General features: G+C 42.6%; 15 protein-coding genes and 2 pseudogenes. 15 read left to right on the top strand and 2 right to left on the bottom strand.

The genetic code is table 11. The features are described from left to right. Nucleotides 1-19: 19 nt before the first annotated feature. From AB5170_RS12245 to AB5170_RS12215, 7 genes are all read left to right on the top strand, one after another. Nucleotides 20-1483 carry a sialate O-acetylesterase gene (locus AB5170_RS12245; protein WP_368361595.1) on the top strand — a complete coding sequence of 488 codons (1464 nt, stop codon included), beginning with the start codon at nt 20-22 and terminating at the stop codon, nt 1481-1483. A 135-nt stretch (nt 1484-1618) separates the two neighbouring features. Further along, entirely contained in the window at nt 1619-2284 is a 666-nt protein-coding gene (locus AB5170_RS12240) for an aspartate/glutamate racemase family protein (RefSeq protein WP_173715708.1), read from the top strand. 251 nt (nt 2285-2535) lie between these two features. Continuing rightward, nucleotides 2536-3816 carry an ABC transporter substrate-binding protein gene (locus AB5170_RS12235; protein ID WP_368361594.1) on the top strand — a complete coding sequence of 427 codons (1281 nt, stop codon included), beginning with the start codon at nt 2536-2538 and terminating at the stop codon, nt 3814-3816. 105 nt (nt 3817-3921) lie between these two features. Beyond that, the gene (locus AB5170_RS12230) at nt 3922-4806 is read left to right on the top strand and encodes a carbohydrate ABC transporter permease (protein ID WP_173715710.1); all 885 of its coding nucleotides are present in this window, start codon (nt 3922-3924) and stop codon (nt 4804-4806) included. After that, nucleotides 4796-5614 (top strand): carbohydrate ABC transporter permease, encoded by an 819-nt coding sequence (locus tag AB5170_RS12225; RefSeq protein ID WP_319017790.1) that lies wholly within the window; start codon nt 4796-4798, stop codon nt 5612-5614. The genes AB5170_RS12230 and AB5170_RS12225 overlap by 11 nt, the downstream gene beginning before the upstream one ends. Nucleotides 5615-5635: 21 nt before the next feature. Next, a complete protein-coding gene (locus AB5170_RS12220; protein WP_173770809.1) occupies nt 5636-7639 on the top strand; it encodes a beta-galactosidase in 2004 nt (667 codons plus the stop codon). A 113-nt stretch (nt 7640-7752) separates the two neighbouring features. Next, nucleotides 7753-8469 carry a FadR/GntR family transcriptional regulator gene (locus AB5170_RS12215; RefSeq protein ID WP_173715712.1) on the top strand — a complete coding sequence of 239 codons (717 nt, stop codon included), beginning with the start codon at nt 7753-7755 and terminating at the stop codon, nt 8467-8469. Here AB5170_RS12215 and AB5170_RS12210 read toward each other — a convergent pair. Further along, nucleotides 8390-8560: pseudogene (locus AB5170_RS12210) on the bottom strand (DUF6783 domain-containing protein); the annotation flags it as partial. The gene AB5170_RS12215 and the pseudogene AB5170_RS12210 overlap by 80 nt on opposite strands. Between AB5170_RS12210 and AB5170_RS12205 the strand changes: the two are divergent. The 3 genes and pseudogenes from AB5170_RS12205 to AB5170_RS12195 all read left to right on the top strand — a co-directional run bounded on the left by AB5170_RS12205 (nt 8498) and on the right by AB5170_RS12195 (nt 12246). Continuing rightward, nucleotides 8498-8656 (top strand): annotated as a pseudogene (locus tag AB5170_RS12205) (DUF6783 domain-containing protein). The pseudogenes AB5170_RS12210 and AB5170_RS12205 overlap by 63 nt on opposite strands. A 112-nt stretch (nt 8657-8768) precedes the next feature. Then, nucleotides 8769-10730 (top strand): glycoside hydrolase family 127 protein, encoded by a 1962-nt coding sequence (locus AB5170_RS12200; protein WP_195408768.1) that lies wholly within the window; start codon nt 8769-8771, stop codon nt 10728-10730. An 88-nt stretch (nt 10731-10818) separates the two neighbouring features. Further along, complete coding sequence (locus AB5170_RS12195; RefSeq protein WP_368361593.1) at nt 10819-12246, top strand: four-carbon acid sugar kinase family protein; 1428 nt, start codon at nt 10819-10821, stop codon at nt 12244-12246. Between the two features lie 84 nt (nt 12247-12330). Here the strand turns inward: AB5170_RS12195 and AB5170_RS12190 are convergent, their stop codons facing one another. Further along, nucleotides 12331-12489 (bottom strand): DUF6783 domain-containing protein, encoded by a 159-nt coding sequence (locus tag AB5170_RS12190; protein WP_320054983.1) that lies wholly within the window; start codon nt 12487-12489, stop codon nt 12331-12333. On the opposite strand from AB5170_RS12190, the gene AB5170_RS12185 reads away from it, so the two are divergent. The 5 genes from AB5170_RS12185 (at nt 12421) to AB5170_RS12165 (ending at nt 19059) form a co-directional block, all read left to right on the top strand. Continuing rightward, nucleotides 12421-12564, top strand: coding sequence for a DUF6783 domain-containing protein (locus AB5170_RS12185; RefSeq protein ID WP_347709135.1), 144 nt, complete (start codon nt 12421-12423; stop codon nt 12562-12564). The genes AB5170_RS12190 and AB5170_RS12185 overlap by 69 nt on opposite strands. Before the next feature lie 16 nt (nt 12565-12580). Continuing rightward, the gene (locus AB5170_RS12180; RefSeq protein ID WP_195477159.1) at nt 12581-13381 is read left to right on the top strand and encodes a 3-keto-5-aminohexanoate cleavage protein; all 801 of its coding nucleotides are present in this window, start codon (nt 12581-12583) and stop codon (nt 13379-13381) included. A gap of 160 nt (nt 13382-13541) precedes the next feature. After that, on the top strand, nt 13542-16187 hold the full coding sequence (locus AB5170_RS12175) for a family 78 glycoside hydrolase catalytic domain (protein ID WP_368361592.1): 2646 nt from the start codon (nt 13542-13544) through the stop codon (nt 16185-16187). Nucleotides 16188-16220: 33 nt separating this feature from the next. After that, a complete protein-coding gene (locus AB5170_RS12170) occupies nt 16221-17954 on the top strand; it encodes a sensor histidine kinase (protein ID WP_368361591.1) in 1734 nt (577 codons plus the stop codon). Between the two features lie 34 nt (nt 17955-17988). Next, complete coding sequence (locus AB5170_RS12165; RefSeq protein WP_368361590.1) at nt 17989-19059, top strand: response regulator; 1071 nt, start codon at nt 17989-17991, stop codon at nt 19057-19059. Nucleotides 19060-19180: the final 121 nt, after the last annotated feature.

The following is a 19180-nucleotide window of genomic DNA, read 5'->3' as shown; positions in this document are numbered from 1 at the left end:
TTATGTGGAGGAAACAGTTATGTATGGCATTACACTTATGTCAAGACCATCAGATTGGGAAATTATACAGCAAAAAGAAGGCAAGGGGAGCGTCTTTCTAAATGGAAAATTTTCGGTACATCCGGCAGCTCTGGAGGTTGGAGTTGAACGTGTAATACCGCTGGTAAGAGTAATGAGTGAAGATGATAATATGGCGGTGATTCCGTGGACGAATGCAGATCATTTTACTTATAATGAAAATTTTCAGGGAGAATTCGATGTAACGTTAGACATTCCGGCTGGGGGACCATATAGAATTGACACTGGGCTTGAAACCAAAAGTTCTATCCCGGATCTGACATGGGTCTATCGGGGGGATTGTGTGCTTCATATCGGAGTTGGAAATCTGTTTATTATTGCAGGTCAGTCAAATTCAGCCGGATATAGCCGGGATTTTTGCATGGATCCTCCAAGTATGGATGTACATTTATACAGAAACAGAAGCAAGTGGGATATAGCCAGTCACCCAATGAATGAGAATACATATGCGGAGACATGTGCGAATGAAGAAATGGGAGTATCAGGAGTTTCACCCTATCTTGCATTTGGAAAAAAATATGCAAAAATATCTAATATGCCGGTTGGATTGGTTCAGACATCTCTTGGTGGCTCCTCTATGGCTCGCTGGGATCCGGAAAATGGAGATTTGTATCAGAACATGATAGATAAAATCCATGAAACAGGGGATCGCTGTGCAGGAATTTTGTGGTATCAGGGGTGTTCAGATACAGATCCGGAACCGGCAAAAAAATATTTTGAGCATTTTTGCAGCTTTGTAATGGCAGTGCGCAAAGAACTGGGCTACCAGGTTCCATTTTTTACTATGCAGTTAAACCGGCAAATTAATGGAAGGAATGATGACTGCTGGGGCATGGTTCGTGATGCACAGGCGAGAGCTGCAAGAGAGATTCCTGGCGTATCTGTTTTGACAACATCTAATTTAAGTTTGTGTGATGATATTCATAATACGGCACATGCGAATGTGGCTTTAGGAGAAAAACTGGCAAAACAGTGTGCATTTGTATTAAACGGACTGGAAGAATACCAGCCGCCGGAAGTGATCAAAGTTGAAAGAGTAAATGAGGATGAAAAAGAAAAATTTCAGCTGGAGGGAAACAGAATCTGGCTGAAGCTTACGTGTGTACATGTGAAAAATTGTTTTTTACTGTATTCGACAGCAGGAAAGGACAGTGGATTTACGCTTACGGATAGTAAAGGAAATGTGGAAATTCTTCATATACGCGGTAATAGAGAAAATAAAAATCATTTGTATCTTGAATTAGCCCGTGAAGTGGAAGATGAGGCAGAACTTTCATTTGCCTGGCAGGCAGATCCAATAAAACACCCACCTGTTGATGAAGTGACGTTTTTACCACTTCTGTCATTTTATAAAAGCCATATAAATCTGACAATAAACAAAGAATTTAGACTTGACGTTAAATGAATATAATCGTATGATTTTAAAATATATCTGAGAAGCGGATTATGAATAACCGCTTGACTTGATAACGTGGAAGTTTAACTGTTAAATTATTTGAGTTATATAAATTTATAGAAGCGGTGAAGGGAGAAATATAGAATGAAATTAGGAATTGTTTATACCAGCACAACACCAGAACTTATTGAGTGCGTAAATGAAGAAATCAGAAAGAACCTTGGAGATACACCGGAGATCCTCAACTATCAGGATCCATCCATTCTTGCTGAAGTAAGAGAGCATGGTTATGTAACAGCAGGAGCTGCAGCACGCCTTGTCGGAATGTACATGCAGGCTGTTTCTGACGGAGCGGATGTAATTTTAAACTGCTGCTCTTCTGTTGGAGAAGTTGCAGATGCCGCACAGAATATCGGACGCTACACAGGTATCCCGATTGTTCGAATTGATGAGGAAATGTGCCGCGAGGCTGTCCGCCTTGGGAAGAGAGTAGGAGTTCTGGCCACTCTTCCTACCACACTGGAGCCTACTAAGAATACAGTTTCCCGCGTGGCAAGAGAAATGAACAGCCATGTAGAATTGGTTGACGGACTTGTAGACGCATTCGGTGCAGACCAGAATAAATTTAAAGCACTTCTTTGTGCAAAGGCAGAAGAAATCGCAGATCAGGTAGATGTGATTCTTTTGGCTCAGGGATCTATGGCATATGCAGAAGATGCAATTCATGAGAAAATCGGTAAGCCGGTACTTTCCAGCCCTCGCTTCGGAGCTCAGGCACTTGCGAAAGCACTGCAGGAAAAAGGAATGTAAATAAGGTTTATAATAAGATATCCTGGGGTCTGTATCAAAGAAATAAGGTCTTTGATACAGGCTCTTTGAGTTGTTTGAGCATGACAATTTAGTGGATATATTTTGTACAAATATTATGCAAAATTAACAAAAATATATGCGAAAAATCAGTTGGTATTCAGAGTTTACAAACTCTATTCAGGATGTTAATATAATGACAACAAGTTAAACATCCTACGTTATACGTAATAGAAAGGACAAAGGTGAAAAAAATGAGAAAGAAAGTATCTCGTGTAGCAATTAGTATGTGTGCAGTAGCAAGCATGGTATTGAGTGTAGCTGCACCGGCAATGACAGTAGCAGCAGAGACAACAGATGAGCCGACAGAGATTACTGTGTGGGCATGGGATAAGAACATGAATGGTACAGCAATGGAGGTTGCAGACAGCCTGGATGACAACGTAAAAGTTAATTTCGTTGAAATGGCGAAAGCAGACTGCCTCCAGAAGATTCATACTGTACTGGCTTCTGGTGTAACAGACGATTTACCAGATATTGTTCTCATCAGTGATTTAAATGCGCAGGGTTATCTGATGTCTTATCCAGATGCATTTTTACCAATGGATGACTACATTTCTTATGATGATTTTGCCGCTTATAAAAAAGATATGCTTTCCTACGACGGTGCCGGATACGGAGTGCCTTTTGATACAGGCGTTGCCGGATTATTCTACCGTACAGACTATATGGAAGAAATCGGCGTAACAGACGAGGACATGCAGGACCTTACATGGGACGAGTACCTTGCACTTGGGGAGAAACTGAAAGAGAAAGGTCATATGCTTCAGACCTACAATCCGAACGATATCGCCGAATTCCAGATCATGCTTCAGTCTACTGGAAAATGGTTCACAGACAATGACGGAAATGCTGATTTCACAAATAACGATGCATTAAAAGAATGCTATGATGTATTCAAAAAACTGAACGAATCTGATTTCTGCCAGGTAGTAAGTGACTGGACCGGATTTGCAGGAGCAATCAATAATGGTGATGTTGCCTGTGTTATGAGAGGAAGCTGGATCACATCTACTATTATGGGCGCTGATGATCAGAGCGGAAAATGGAAAATGGCTCCTGTCCCGAAGATGAGCACAGATGGTGCTACACATTATTCCAACCAGGGTGGTTCAAGCTGGTTTGTACTGAAGAACTCCAAGAACGCAGATGCTGCAGCAAAATTCCTTGCTGATACATTTGGCGGAAGCACAGAGCTTTATGATTCTCTTATGAAGAGCAATAATATTATCGGAACCTACCTTCCGGCGGCTGATATTGAAGCAGTTAATACTGAATCTGAATTCTTCAGTGGACAGCAGATCAATAAAACACTGGTCGATTGGGAAGCTCAGATTCCATCTGTAAATACTGGCGCATTTAGCGCAGAAGCCCAGAGCGCATTACTTGCAGTGACTCCTAACATCCTTAATGGCAGCGATCTGGATACTGAATTAGCAGCAGCAGAAGAGCAGTTTAACCAGACTATTCAGTAAATAAACGTAAAGAAGATAGTTAAAATAAAGAAATTAAGGGGGCGGAGTGATTCGCCCCTTTTCTAAAATAAAAAGATAATGGATATAGAACGGAAAGGAGATTCCATGAAAGGTAGCACATTGGAAAAAAAGAATTCCCGTATTGGCTGGACAATGGTAATTATTGCTTCTGTGCTGATTCTGGCATTTAGTTATATCCCTATGGTGCAGGCATTTCTTTTATCCTTAAAAACAGGAAAAGGAAATAATCTGACCTTTGGCGGCGTAGCCAACTATGTAAGAATGCTTAATGATACCGGGTTTAAAACAACGATTGGTAATACATTATTTTATGCAGTGATCCAGATCCCGATCATGTTGCTTCTTGCATTATTAGTTGCTGTCTTATTGAATTCTGAAACCTTAAAACTGAAAGGCTTTTACAGAACCTGCATCTTTCTGCCATGCGTAACTTCTCCTATTTCTTACGCAATTCTGTTTAAGAATATTTTTGCAACAGATGGAGTTGTGAACCATGTTCTGTTATCACTTGGACTGATTAATTCCCCAATTGCATTTATTTTGGATCCTGTCTGGGCAAAATTTGTTATCATCATTGCTCTGATCTGGCGTTATTCCGGATACTATATGATCTTCTTTTTATCTGCATTGCAAAATACAGATAAGTCAGTATATGAAGCTGCCAAAATTGATGGTGCTAATTTCAGACAGTCCTTCTTCAAGATCACAATGCCGATCTTGAAGCCAATTATTTTCCTTACCAGCATTATGGCAGTAACCAACACACTTCAGCTGTTTGACGAGGTTGTAAATCTGACTGGAGGCGGTCCTGGAAATGCAACCAGAACTATTTCCGAGTACATTTACGATCTGTCCTTTAACTATGTTCCGAATTATGGATATGCAGCTGCTGTTTCTTATGTGGTCCTGGTGATCATTGTACTTATTACAATCGTTCAGAAGAAAGTGACAGGTGATCATGATGAATAAAAAACATTTAATTGGTGAAGGTTTTAAACATGTATTTTTGATGACATTGTCATTACTTTGTGTATTCCCATTTTACTGGATGATTGTAGGAATGACAAATAGCTCTGCTGACATTACCATGGGAAAACTCACCTTTGGAAATAAACTGGCAGAAAATGTTACAAATGCTTTTAACTATTCCAATCTGTGGAGAGCATTTGGAAACTCCCTTTTACTGGCGGTAATCGTTACCGGTATAGGTCTTTTAATCTGCTCCATTGCAGGTTATGCCTTTGTTGTATTTCCAAGCCGCGGAAAGGAAATTCTTTTTCTTGCGCTGATCGCATCCATGATGGTACCTTTTGCAGCAAAGATTATTCCAATGTTCCGTATGTTTTCCAAAATGGGACTTTTAAACAATTATCTGGCAATTATTCTTCCGGCAATCGGTTCTCCGTTTTTGATTTTCTTCTTTAAGCAGAATGCCTATTCCTTCCCGAAGGATACGCTGGAAGCAGCCAGAATGGACGGACTGAATGAATATCAGATCTTTTTCAAAATTTTTATGCCAATGATGAAGTCCACATATGCAGCAGCCGGAATATTCATGTTCATGGCAAGCTGGAACAACTACATGTGGCCTCTGATCGCACTGCAGAGTGATACGAAATTTACACTGCCGCTGGTTGTAGCAAACCTTGCCTCCGGATTTACACCGGATTACGGTATGACAATGGTTGGTATTGTGCTTTCCACATTGCCTACAATTATTGTATTCTTTACCTTACAGAAATCCTTCGTTGAAGGTATGACAGGATCTGTTAAATAAAAATGTGAAGGAGATGCAGGCATGAAAGGTCAAAAAATAAAAGAACTCTATTTTGGTGGAGATTATAACCCGGACCAGTGGGATGAAGCTACAATCCGCCAGGACATGGAATATTTTAAAAAATGTCATATCAACTATGTAGCACTTCCAGTTTTTTCCTGGGCTAAGCTAGAGCCACAGGAAGGAGTTTATAACTTTGAATGGCTGGACAAGATTCTGGACATTCTCTGGGAAAATAGAATTTATGTATGCCTTGCTACTTCTACTGCTGCACAGCCGGAATGGATGAGCAAGAAATATCCGGAAATCATGCCTGTAGACAACAACGGGCTGAAACGTACTCATGGAATGAGAAATTTTTACTGCGTAAACAGTGAAAAATACAGAGAAAGAGCAGCAGCTCTGGCAGAGCAGATGGCACTTCGTTACAAAGATTATCCGGGGCTTGTTGCATGGCATGTGGCAAATGAATACAGCACATTCTGTCACTGTGAGAACTGCGAAAAGAAGTTCCGTGTATGGCTGAAAAAGAAATACGGAACCACAGAAGAACTGAATAAGAGATGGAATACTTCTTTCTGGGGAAGAACGGTTTATGATTTTGACACGATCATGCTTCCTACAGAACGCAATGATGATGACAGGTTTTTCCCGGCAAAACAGCTGGATTACCAGCGCTTTGTTACAGATACAACAGAGGAGTGTTTTTTGAATGAGGCAAACGTGCTTCGCAGAATTACTCCTGATATTCCGGTGTTCAGCAATATTTCCGGATTTATTAAAAAACTGAATCAGTTCCAGCTGACCAGAAATATGGACATTGTAGGATGGGATAACTATCCGTCTCCAAAAGATGATGCAGCATTTCCGGCATTAAAGCATGATATTATGAGAGGACTGAAGGACGGTGCTTCTTACATGGTCGCGGAGCAGTCCCCGAACCAGCAAAATTGGCAGCCATATAACAAGCTGAAGCGACCGGGAGAGGTAAGACTTCTGGCATATCAGGGAATTGCCCATGGCGCTGACAGCTCCTTATATTTTCAAATGCGTCAGTCCGTTGGAGGACAGGAAAAGTTCCATGGCGCAGTTATTTCCCATGCAGGAACTGATGACACCAGGATTTTCAGGGAGTTTGAGCAGTTGGGAGCTGAGCTTCATCAGCTTGGTGGACAGATTCTGGATGCGAGAACAAATGCCGATGTAGGAATTCTCTTTGACTGGGACAACTGGTGGGCACTGGAGCTTTGCAGCGGCCCAACTAAGGATATGGATTACCTGCTTCAGGTGGCTCATTATTATCGTGCATTCCACAAGCAGAACATAGCTGTGGACATTGTGAAATTCACAAGTAATCTGGATTCCTATAAGGTTGTAGTTGCACCTCTTGCATACATGATAAAGCCTGGATTTGCAGAGCGATTGACTAAATTTGTGGAAAACGGCGGAACACTGATTGGAACCTATATGACAGGCCTTGCAGATGAAACAGACCGCTGCATCTTTGGGGCATATCCGGGTCCGCTTCGCAATGTATTTGGGCTGTGGGTGGAAGAGACAGATGCACTTTATCCGGAAGAAACCAATCAGATTATTTTGAACGAAAATAAGGAAGCCTACAGCTGCAGCTTCCTGTGCGACCGTCTCAGACTGGAAAATGCAAAGGCATTTGGAACTTATGGAAGTGATTTCTATGCAGGAGAGCCTTGTGTCACAGTAAACGAATACGGAAAAGGAAAAGCGTATTATCTTGGAACACAGCCGGATGAGGCATTCTTGAAGATATTTGTTCATAAGGTATGCGAGGAGACGAATGTGCATCCGGTACTTCAGGTGGAAGAAGGTATTGAGGTAACCAGCAGAGAAAATGAAAACGGCAAATTCTATTTTGTCATGAATCATAACGCGGCAGAGAAACAGATAGTGCTTCCGGAAGGAAAATGGGAAAATCTGATTGGGGCACAGCCGGAAAATGAAAAACTAATTTTGAAAGCAAGAGATGTAGCTGTTTTAAAACGCCGGTAAAGTAGTGTATAATAATACCAGAGTTAAAATACCGAAAATCGCAGGCTCCTGTGCAGTGCGATTTCCGGTGCTTATAATGCGGTATATATTATAAAAAGTCAGGGGGAGCAAATATGTCTGATAAGAAAAATTTTCTGAAAAAGCGGCTTCATAAAGACAGCGTTGTAAATCAGGTAGTGGAACAGATTACAGATTCGATTATTGCCGGAAACCTGCAACCAGGTGATAAACTTCCTACTGAGCCGGAGCTGTGTGAAAATTTTGGTATTGGAAGAAATTCTGTGCGTGAAGCCATTAAAATTCTGGAAGCGTATGGGGTGGTTTACATAAAAAGAGCGGAAGGAACCTTTGTAAACGATACCTATAATCATAAAATGTTAGACCCGATGCTGTACGGAATTCTTCTGGATAAGAATATGAGAATAGACATTATTCAGGTTCGTAAAGTTCTGGATACCGGAATGCTGTATCAGATTATAGGCGGAATCACCGATGAAAAGATGGACCAGATTTTGAAGAAATTTGATAATCTGAAAACAGTTGTTTTGAGAGAAAATGTTACTGCCAAGCAGGTGTTGCAGGCTGATGTTGATTTTCATCTGACTCTTGTAGAAAGCACGGAAAATCCTATTTTATGCAACATACATGAGTATGTAGACCGAATTACCACTCCGTCCAGGGAAAAAACGGTGGAGCTGGTTCTGGAGAAGAATCAGAAAGAGACATTCATTCTGCTTCATCAAAAGATAATCAATCTTCTTCTGGAAAAAAATTATCAGAAAATCGAAAGCGTTCTGGCAGAGCATTATAAGTTCTGGGTAGAAGGCTAGAGCATGTTTGAAAAAGGCTTTCTGCAAGATGTGCGTCACAATTTGTGGGAGATTTTGTCCGGATGAGGGCGCCGTAGCGGGCTACGGCAACTGAATTCGGGCGAAATATACCGCAAAGTGGGGCGTGCAGATTGCGGGAATGCTTTTTCAAACACGCTCTAAGCCATGCGAAGAAAACATGACATAAAATAAAGAATGTGGACTTGAGATTTCCAAAAAAGAACTGTAAAATTTTTTATATCGTATAATGTGCAAGCAGTGTATTTATAACAAAACTGCACAATTAAAGGAGAAAAATCATGCTGACAGATACAACCAGATCCCCTTACGCGAAGGTACATGCGTTGGACGGGATGAAAGTAAAATGGACCGGCGGCCTTTGGAAGGAACGCTTTGACACCTGCGCCAACAGTACAGTGCCTCAGCTGAAGCACATGTTTGACAGCAAGGATATTAGCCATGTAGTAGAGAATTTCAAAATCTGCGCCGGAGATGCGCAAGGAGATTTTGACGGAACTGTTTTCGGAGACGGAGACTTTTATAAATGGATGGAATCTGCCATTTATACGGCTTATCAGACAGATAACCAGCTTCTGAAGGATGAGATTGAAAAATACATTGATCTCATCGGAAGAGCACAGCAGCCGGACGGTTATCTTTCCACCAAGCAGATCATTGGAGAAAGAAGCGGGAATGGCGTTTCCAGAATGGGAGATATTAACGATTTCGAGGTATACAACTTCGGACATATGTTTACAGCGGCCTGTGTACATAAAAGAATTACAGGTAAGGACAGCTTTCTTGCAATTGCAGCCAGAACAGCAGATTATCTGGAGCATCTGTATGAAGAGGCAGAACGCACAGGAGAGGTTCAGACTGCAGTTTGCCCTTCCCATTATATGGGACTTGTGGAAATGTATCGTACCACTGGCGAGGAACGTTATCTAAAGCTTGCAAAGCAGGCGATTGCGCTTCGTGACAGCGTAAAGAATGGCTTGGATGACAACCAGGATAAGATTCCGCTGAAGCAGCATGAGAAAATTCTTGGACATGCAGTTCGTGCCAATTATCTCTATGCAGGTGTGGCGGATCTTTGCCTGGAAGAGGAAGATCCGGATTATATTAAGGTTCTCCACAAAGTATGGAGAAGCCTTGTGGATAAAAAGCTTTATATAACAGGTGGATGTGGAGCATTGTATAACGGTGCCTCCCCCTATGGATACTTTTTTGATCATCAGCTTGTTCATCAGGCATATGGCTATGAATACCAGCTTCCGAATATCACAGCATACAATGAGACCTGTGCATCTCTTGGCGGTGTTTTCTGGGCATACCGCATGTTCCAGCTGGAGCCAAAGGCAGAGTACTTTGATATTCTGGAACGAATGATGCTGAATACCAACCTGGCTGCACTGAGCCTGGACGGAAAAAGATTTTTCTATGAAAATATGTTAAGACGCGCCAAGAAGCTTGATTATAAGCTGATCTGGCCACTTACAAGAAGTGAATATATTCTTAGCTACTGCTGTCCTCCAAATCTGGCGAGAACCATTGCCCAGTCCAGTGAATATGCATATCTTACATCTGATAACAGCGTATGGACCGGTATGTACGGTGCAAGTGAAGCTCAGGTGAAGCTGGAAAATGGAGGAGAATTCACACTGGTGCAGTCCACAGATTATCCGTTCGATGGAGCAATCCGCTTTACAGCAAAGAATGTGAAGGTAAATGCTCCTGTTCATTTGAGACTGCGTGTTCCGGGATGGGCTGCAGGCGGCTCTATTAAGGGCGCTGGCGCAGACCGTGAGCTGACAGCAGCTGATGCAGGAACCTATTTGGATATTCTTGTGGAGGATCTGCAAAACATGGATGTACAGCTGAATCTGGATATGAAGATTCGCTATACCGTTGCAAACAATATGGTAGAGGAAACAGTTGGACAGGCTGCCATTGAACGTGGACCGCTGGTATATTGCTGCGAGAGTGCAGATACCCATGCATCGACTTTGGATGATATTTATCTGGATCTGAATGCAGAGTTTGTTCCTGTTGAATTTGAAATCGAGGGAAGAAAAATGACAGCCCTTGAGACAGAGGAATATTCTATTGATCGTTCTGAATTTGACAGAAATGCACTGTATCAGCCGCTGAAATACCACGGTATGAGCAAAAAGCATGTACGCCTGATCCCATATTATGCGTGGGACAACCGTGACTATGGAGAAATGAGGATCTGGTTCCCTGTCGCATATACCGTATAATAAATTGAGTTATCAAAAACTGAGATATGAATGTAAAAAATCCTGCCGCTTATATTTTGAACGAACAGAATGGAGAGTTATAGAAATTATGGAATGTAAAGTAATTCCTTTCCATACCGTCGAGGAGAGGAGCAAAACAGATGCCGACAAAGCAGAAGCACTTCTTTCCCAGGTAATGGAAGGTTTTCATAAAAAATTAGTAGTACTGGATGATGATCCGACTGGTGTACAGACCGTTCATGATGTGTCTGTTTATACTGACTGGGAAGAAGAATCTATCCGCAAGGGCTTTGAGGAAAAAGAAGCTATGTTTTTTATCCTTACCAATTCACGAAGCTTTTCTGTGGAGGAAACTACAAAAGTTCATCAGGATATTGCCGCAAGAGTGGCGAAGGTTGCCAGAGAGCTGGGACAGGACTTCATGATCATTTCCCGTGGAGATTCCACACTGAGAGGTCACTATCCGCTGGAAACACAGCTTCTGGCAGATGGCCTGACAAAGAACGAGGGCGTTGTTATTGACGGGGAGATTATCTGTCCGTTTTTCCCAGAAGGCGGGCGCTATACAATGGATAATATCCATTACGTAAAAGAACAGGAAAATCTGGTTCCTGCCGGAATGACAGAGTTTGCAAAGGACAAGACCTTCGGCTACAAATCCTCCGACCTTACAGAATATGTGGAGGAAAAAACAGAAGGAAAGTACCATAAAGAGGACTGTATCACCATTTCCCTGGACGAGCTGAATGCTCTGGATGTGCAGGGAATTAAAGACAAGCTTATGTCTGCACAGAATATGGCGAAGATCATTGTGAACGCAGTATCCTATGCAGACCTGAAAGTTTTTTGCGCCGCACTTGTACTTGCAATGAAAGCTGGAAAGCATTATATGGCAAGAACTGCCGCTGCTTTTACCAAGGTGATGGGACGTATTTCAGATCAGCCCCTTCTGGGAAGAGCACAGCTGGAGGGCGATACAAAGAACGGAGGAATCGTTCTGATCGGTTCCCATGTAAAGAAGACCACAGACCAGCTGAACTGTCTGAAAGAACTGGACGGACAGGCTGATTTTATGGAATTTCAGGTAAATACCGTGTTCGAAGAAAACGGTCTGGAGAAAGAGGTAGAGAGAACGGTGAAGGCAGCAGAGGAGAAAATCCTGTCTGGAAGAACCGTTGTAATTTATACAAGCAGACAGCTTCTTGCGCCGGAGAATATGACTCCGGAAGAGAAACTGCATATTTCTGTAAAAATTTCCAATGCAGTGACCAGTATTATCGGAAAGCTTTCTGTGAAGCCGAAATTCATCATTGCAAAAGGCGGAATCACTTCATCTGACGTAGGAACCAAAGCTCTTCGCGTAAAGAAAGCCCGTGTTATGGGACAGGTGAAGAAAGGAATCCCGGTATGGATGACCGGCGAAGAAAGCAAATTCCCTGGAATGCCATACATTATTTTCCCGGGAAATGTGGGTGAAGTAAGTACGTTGAAGGAGATTGTAGAGGAATTGATCTGAAAAATAGCATGATTGCAGGTCTTCGTTTACACGAGTGGCAAATTTCAATTACGTAAGAGTTTTAATGACCTAACAAGTAAATTTTTAGTCTGTTTTGAACAGCTTACGGAGACTCTGTATGTTAGAGCGTGTTTGAAAAATCATTCCCGCAATCTGCACGCCCCACTTTGCGGTATATTTTGCCCGAATTCGGTTGCCGTAGCCCGCTACGGCGCCCTCATCCGGACAAAATCTCCCACAAATTGTGACGCACATCTTGCAGAAAGCCTTTTTCAAACATGCTCTAGGAAGCTGTCTATTAGAAAGAGGTTCGCTTAAATAGGAGGTTTACATAATGAGAAAAGTAATTATATCTCTGGCGCCTGTACAGGCAGGAACCAGTGTGGATGCAGTAAAACTTGCAGAGGATGTAGAGAAAAGCGTAAAACTTGGTGCTGCTATGTGTCACCTTCACTGTCGTAAACCAGACGGAAGCCTTACACCTGACATTTCTTATATGTCTGAGTGTTTTGACGAGATTCTGAAACGGACAGATGTGGTAGTTCAGGCGTCTACAGGCGGTGTTTCCGATATGAATATCCAGGATCGCTGCAATCCTCTTGACTACCCGAAGGTAGAGAGTGCGTCTCTTAACGGCGGAAGCACAAATCTTGGTGAGGCAGTATATATCAATTCCTTTGATGATATCCGTTATTGCGCAGATGCAGTTTATAAAAGAGGAATCCTTCCGGAAACAGAAGTTTTTGATATTGGAATGTTACATAACATGGCAGTAGTGAAATCTGAGCAGCCATTTGCTGTTCCAATGTTGTTTAATCTGGTATTCGGACACAAAGGAGGTATGCAGCCTACACCAGAAATGCTGGCAGCTTTCCGTTCCTTTGTTCCATCTGATGCACTTTGGGGTGTTACCCATTTTGGCCGTGATAACTGGACATTTCTGGCTGCTGCAATTGCTATGGGAGCAACGGTAGTACGTGTTGGTTTTGAAGACAGCCACTATCTGGCAGAAGGTGTAGATGCCGAGTACAACTGGCAGGTGGTTGAGAAACTGGTAAATCTGATCCGCGCCATGGGTCTGGAGCCAGCGACTCCGGATGAGGCAAGACAGATGTTGAATCTGAGAAAACGCTAAAATACGATTTAAAAATATAAAGTGTTGGATCGTAATTATTCAGTAGATGTTATTCTGCGAAGTGTGTGACCATGAAGGTACTGAACAGTTACGATATACCAAAGAAATATATGTCAGAAAGGATGGGTTAAAACAAATGTTGGCAATCAAGAAAATATATATGGATTATGAAACAGCCCCGGTTGGTGTTTCCCATATGCCCCAGTTTGCCTGGGAGCTTGTAAGCGATAAGAAAAATGTAAAACAGAAATCCTACGAACTTCAGATTGCAAAAGACGCTGATTTTACAGATCTGATCTATAACAGCGGAAAAACAGAGTCTGAGGAATCTGCACATGTTTATGCAGAAGGTGCTTCACTGGAGAGCGGCAAGCGCTATTTTGTCCGTGCAAAAGCCAGTGATGGGCAGGAAGAAACGGACTGGAGCGAAACCGCATCTTTTGTAACTGCCCTTGCAGGAAAAAATGGTGAGTGGGAGGAAGGCGCACCAGCATGGAAAGCTCCTTTTGTATCCGCCGAAACTGACGATTCCTATAAGAACGTTTCCAAAGGAACCTATGTAAGAGGAACCTTTGAAATCAAAAAAGATATAAAAGAAGCCTATGCCTTTACCACAGCCCTTGGCCTGTATCAGTTTTACCTGAATGGCAAAAAAGTTGGTGAGGACGAGATGACACCGGGATGGACATCCTATAGAAGACATCTCCTCTATCAGACCTATGATGTAACGGAATATCTGCAGAAGGGCATTAACGGTGCTGGAGCAATGCTGGCTCCAGGCTGGTATAAAGGTGTTATGGGGCTGACAAAAGCCCGTAACAACTATGGTGATCAGACGGCTTTTACTATGGAACTTCTGATTCGCTACACCGATGGAACAACAGAATCTGTTTATACGGATCCATCATGGAAAGGCTGCGATTCACCGGTGGTATTTGCAGAAATCTATGATGGTGAGACTTATGATGCAGCCCTTGAGATTCCGGACTGGTCAAAGGCAGAAACCACAAAAGGCGACTGGAAGCCGGTTCAGCTTGTATTCTTTGATACACAGGTTATGCGCGCGCAGTACGCTGCGAAGGTTCGTGTAATGGATCGTATTCCAGCGAAACGTATTTTCAAAACACCGGCAGGAGATACAGTTATTGATTTTGCCCAGAATATGGCAGGACGAATTGAAGTAACTGCAGCCGGAAAACCAGGCGATGTGATCGAACTTCACTGCTTCGAAGTTCTGGACAAAGATGGAAATGTATATCTGGACAATCTTCGTGCAGCCAAAGCAACGATGAAATATACTTTTGCAAGGGAAGAGACAGTTACCTGGCATCCGACTTTCACTTACATGGGATTTCAGTATGCGCTGATTGTTTCCTATCCAGGCGAGCCGAAAGCTGAGAATTTCACAGCCTGCACCCTTCACTCCAACATGGCTTCAAACGGAAGTCTGGAGTGTTCGAATCCGCTGCTGAACCAGTTGCATCACAATTTCCTGTGGGGGCTGAAGAGTAATTTCCTTGATGTACCTACAGACTGCCCGCAGCGTGATGAGCGTCTGGGATGGACTGGAGATGCGCAGATCTTCTGCCGTACCGCCACTTATCTGATGAATACATATACGTTCTATAAGAAATGGCTCCATGATCTGGAGGTTGATCAGACACCAGAGGGCGGTGTACCACATGTTGTTCCGAATATTGAGGAAGGCCGTACAGATGGAAACTGGCTTCTCCGCCAGGGACCTCACTCTGCAGCAGCCTGGGCTGATGCGGCCATCATCAATCCATGGACCATGTATCTGATGTATGGGGATAAAGATATTCTGAAAAAACAGTACAACAGCATGAAGGGATGGATTGACTTCATGCGTGCCCATGCTGTTGATTATATCTGGAACTACAAGCTGCAGTTTGGCGACTGGGTAGCTCTTGATGCAGAAGAAGGCAGCTACTTTGGAGCCACACCAAATGATCTGACCTGTACGGCATATTATGCATACTCTACCGGACTTTTTGTAAAAATGGCCCATGCTCTTGGAAAAGAGGATGTGGCAGCAGAGTATGAGGAGCTTTATCATAAGATCGTAAAGAAATTCCAGGAGACTTTCTTCGACGCAGAAGGAAATATGACAGCACAGACACAGACAGCACATATTGTGGCACTGTATTTCCAGCTGACTCCTGAGAAATATATCACAAAAACGGTAGAAGGTCTGAAACGCCTTCTGGACAAAGAAAACGGACATCTGGTTACCGGATTTGTGGGAACTCCGTATTTCTGCCATGCCCTCAGCCAGAATCACAGCCTGAAAGAAGCTTACGATTTGCTTCTGAAGGAAGACTTCCCATCCTGGCTGTATCAGGTGAAAAAAGGTGCCACCACGATCTGGGAGCACTGGGATGGAATGAAGGATGACGGAAGTATGTGGAGTGCAGATATGAACTCCTTTAATCATTATGCTTATGGGGCTATTGGTGAGTGGATGTACCGTGCAATGGCCGGAATTGAAGCGGATCCGGAACATCCGGGCTTTAAACATGCGATACTCTATCCGCGCATTGGTGGAAATCTGAAGTACACCGCCGGAAAATATCATAGCATTTATGGTGATGTTGGTGTAAAATGGGAAGTCCAGGGGAAACAGATTACTTTAACTGTTCAGATTCCGGTGAATACAACAGCAGAGATCCGTCTGGATCAGGCAAAAGCTGTTCTGGAAAGCGATGGACTGACATTTGCCAGGGAAGCAGACTATATGGCTGCCGAAGCGGGAAGCGGTACATACCATATCGCATTTGAACAGTAATCATAACGCAGAATGCGAAAGGGTGATGAGAATATGGAAAAGAAAAAGAAACCTTCGGGAATACAGAAAGCGTGGAGACAGCTGAGTATTCAGAATCAGATTTTTTTATCCATGTTTCTTATCACCCTTTTGGGTGTGGGCGTTTTGATGAATATTGTATACAAAACCTCTATTGATGCGATTGAACAGAATTACAGGGCATCTTATCAGTCTACGCTGAAGAATTCCAGCCGCGTTATGGATATGAATCTAAAGAACATTGTAGACGTAGGCCGAAATTTTCTGAATGATGAAGCTCTTCAGCAGATTCTGAAAAAAGGCAATGAATACGGAGGAAGCAAGTTTACGTCCACAGATCGTGTGAAGCTTCGTGTGATTGCAAATGAAATGGCCAGTCAGCAGGTGTGGGTGAATTATATAGTATTTACGGATCTTTATGGTCATGTTTATCAGCTGAACAATGTGAACCTGGGTACTTATGATTTCTATAATTATTATAGTGATAAGGATATTCTGGAAGAAAGCTGGGTGAAACAGGCAAAGGCTGCGCAGGGAAAGGAAATTTTTTTCTGTGACAGTATTTTAAAAGCAGGAACAAAGAAAGGATTTTCTTATGCGAAATATATGATCAATCCCTCTGATGGACAGGGAATGGGCTATATGGTGGTGGGACTGAGCCAGAAGCTGTTGGGAAAATCCTTTGTTATGGGCAATGAAAGCTTTGATTCCAGTAACTTTATGGTTGTAGATGAGGATGATCAGCTGGTTTATTTTGTGGGAAATGAGGAAAGGGAGAATGCAATTATGCAATCCTATTCGAATCCGGGAGAGAACCATCTGTATCTGTTTTCTTCTGTCACCAATTCTACTACAGGCTGGCATATTGTAAACGTAGTGGAGAAAAATGAGATCAGTGAAGAGAGCAAAAATATCCGTCTGACCTCGTTTCTGGTAGCCGGCTGTGTTCTTGTAGTGGGTTTTCTCATGGCACGAATCATTTCCAGAACCATCAGCCATCCTCTGAAGCAGCTGGAAAATACCATTGCACAGGTTGGGGAAGGAGAGCGCCACATTACAGAAGAGTTTGACTACAGTGAAGTTGGCCGGATTGGACGGAAATTCAAGGAAATGGTCAATACGAACCTGGAGCTTTCCGAGCATCTTATGGCGGTGAAGCTGAATGAACGGGAAGCAGAGCTGCTTTTGCTTCAGTCTCAGATCAATCCCCATTTTCTTTATAATACACTGGATTCTCTGTACTTTGTTGCAATCATGCATGGGGATGACCAGATGGCAGAAATGGTAGAGGCACTTTCTGATAACTTTAAGCTGGCGCTGAATAATGGAAGCAAATATATTAAAGTTGCGGATTCTGTGAAATGGATGCAGGGCTATATGAAGCTTCAGAATATGCGCTACAATAATCGTTTTGAACTGTTCGTGGATATCAGCAGAGAAATTCTTCAGCGTGAAACGATCACCTTTATTTTTCAGCCATTTATTGAAAATGCCATGTATCACGGTCTGGAGCCGAAGATTGGAAAAGGAAAGATTTCCCTTCGCGGCTGGCAGGAGCAGAATAATATGATTTTCACTATTGAAGATGATGGTGTGGGAATTGACGATATGTCCAGACTGGAGAATGGTTATGGAGTGCGCAATGTAATAGAGCGTATAAAGTTGAATTACGGGGAAAAATACGGCGTAACATTTGAAAGCAGTCCAGGCAATGGAACGAAGGTAACGATTGTGGTTCCGGTAAGATAAGGGATAGGGAAATGCAGATACAAGGAGGATTTTCATGTATCGCTTAGTGGTAATTGATGATGAATATATAGTTGTGCAGGGAATTAAGGCTTTAATTTCCCGCCTGAAGCTGGATTATGAGGTAGTAGGGGCTGCTTATGACGGAATCCAGGGACTGGAAGTGATCCGAAGTGAGAAACCGGATGTAGTAATTACGGATATCCGAATTCCGGGGCTGGATGGTCTGTCTGTGATCGAGGCGGCGAAGGAAGAATGTCCGGATACATATTTTATTGTGATCAGTGGCTATTCTGAATTTGTGTATGCGCAGAGGGCGCTTACTCTTGGTGTAAAAGATTATATTGATAAGCCGGTTACAGCAGATAAACTGAAAAATGCCCTTACCAGAATTGAAGATGAATGGGCGAAGACCCGCCATGAAGATAATCGTAAGGCACAGGCTAATCGTGAGAAATTCCTGGAATTGGAAAGATTTTTTGAGAGCAGTGTAAAATGTATTACAAACTGTGATGCTGCAGCATTTCGGGAAGAATGCCGGCAGACAATCAGATGCCTGCAGGAACTTTACCCGGAGTTGCAGGATTTTCGCAGGGAATTTTACAAGCATCTCTGTGTGCTCAGCGATGTACTGATCGAAAGTCAGAAGCAGGTGGAACGAGGGTCACTTGTCTCTTTTCAGGAGATGGTAAAATGTCAGAGCATAGAAGAAGTACAGGCCTATGGAAAAAGCGTTCTGTCTGATATCAGCAAGCATCTGACCGCAGACCAGACCGGAAGCAAACACAGAGTTATCCTGGAACTTCTTACTTATCTGGATGAGCATTATGATCAGGATATCGGACTTAGTGAGCTTGCAGACAGAGCTGGAATGAGCACGGCTTACTTAAGTGTTCTTTTTAAAACAGAGGTTGGCACATCTTATGTGAAATATCTGACGGACCTTCGCATAAAAAAGGCGAAGAAGCTGTTACAGGATGGATATAAGGTTAATGAAGTCAGTGAAATGGTGGGATATAATAATTACAGATATTTCTGTGATATTTTTAAAAAACACGAGGGCATGACTCCCAATGAGTATAAGGGAAACGTGTGGAAAGCAGAATGATAAAAACAGGATTTGCAAAAATGCACATATTCAAATTGCTGAATATGTGCATTTTGTATATTTAGCACAATTGAATGCCTGGACAAGTGAAACTTTTTATAAAAAACAGTCTAAAAAAACT

This window comes from Ruminococcus sp. RTP21484sp1_RTP21281st1_A8_RTP21281_210402, from assembly GCF_040914025.1.
Taxonomy (GTDB): domain Bacteria; phylum Bacillota; class Clostridia; order Lachnospirales; family Lachnospiraceae; genus Blautia_A; species Blautia_A faecis.
The sequence above is the reverse complement of the archived record's forward strand: the minus strand, read 5'-3'. Positions and strand labels throughout refer to the sequence as shown.

Excerpts from the sequence above, each read along its gene's own strand:
- AB5170_RS12180 (WP_195477159.1), top strand. The coding sequence starts at position 12,581 with ATGAGAAAAGTAATTATATCTCTGGCGCCTGTACAGGCAGGAACCAGT.
- AB5170_RS12235 (WP_368361594.1), top strand. The coding sequence starts at position 2,536 with ATGAGAAAGAAAGTATCTCGTGTAGCAATTAGTATGTGTGCAGTAGCA.
- AB5170_RS12225 (WP_319017790.1), top strand. The coding sequence starts at position 4,796 with ATGATGAATAAAAAACATTTAATTGGTGAAGGTTTTAAACATGTATTT.
- AB5170_RS12170 (WP_368361591.1), top strand. The coding sequence starts at position 16,221 with ATGGAAAAGAAAAAGAAACCTTCGGGAATACAGAAAGCGTGGAGACAG.
- AB5170_RS12200 (WP_195408768.1), top strand. The coding sequence starts at position 8,769 with ATGCTGACAGATACAACCAGATCCCCTTACGCGAAGGTACATGCGTTG.
- AB5170_RS12175 (WP_368361592.1), top strand. The coding sequence starts at position 13,542 with ATGGATTATGAAACAGCCCCGGTTGGTGTTTCCCATATGCCCCAGTTT.
- AB5170_RS12240 (WP_173715708.1), top strand. The coding sequence starts at position 1,619 with ATGAAATTAGGAATTGTTTATACCAGCACAACACCAGAACTTATTGAG.
- AB5170_RS12165 (WP_368361590.1), top strand. The coding sequence starts at position 17,989 with ATGTATCGCTTAGTGGTAATTGATGATGAATATATAGTTGTGCAGGGA.
- AB5170_RS12230 (WP_173715710.1), top strand. The coding sequence starts at position 3,922 with ATGAAAGGTAGCACATTGGAAAAAAAGAATTCCCGTATTGGCTGGACA.
- AB5170_RS12215 (WP_173715712.1), top strand. The coding sequence starts at position 7,753 with ATGTCTGATAAGAAAAATTTTCTGAAAAAGCGGCTTCATAAAGACAGC.
- AB5170_RS12220 (WP_173770809.1), top strand. The coding sequence starts at position 5,636 with ATGAAAGGTCAAAAAATAAAAGAACTCTATTTTGGTGGAGATTATAAC.
- AB5170_RS12245 (WP_368361595.1), top strand. The coding sequence starts at position 20 with ATGTATGGCATTACACTTATGTCAAGACCATCAGATTGGGAAATTATA.
- AB5170_RS12195 (WP_368361593.1), top strand. The coding sequence starts at position 10,819 with ATGGAATGTAAAGTAATTCCTTTCCATACCGTCGAGGAGAGGAGCAAA.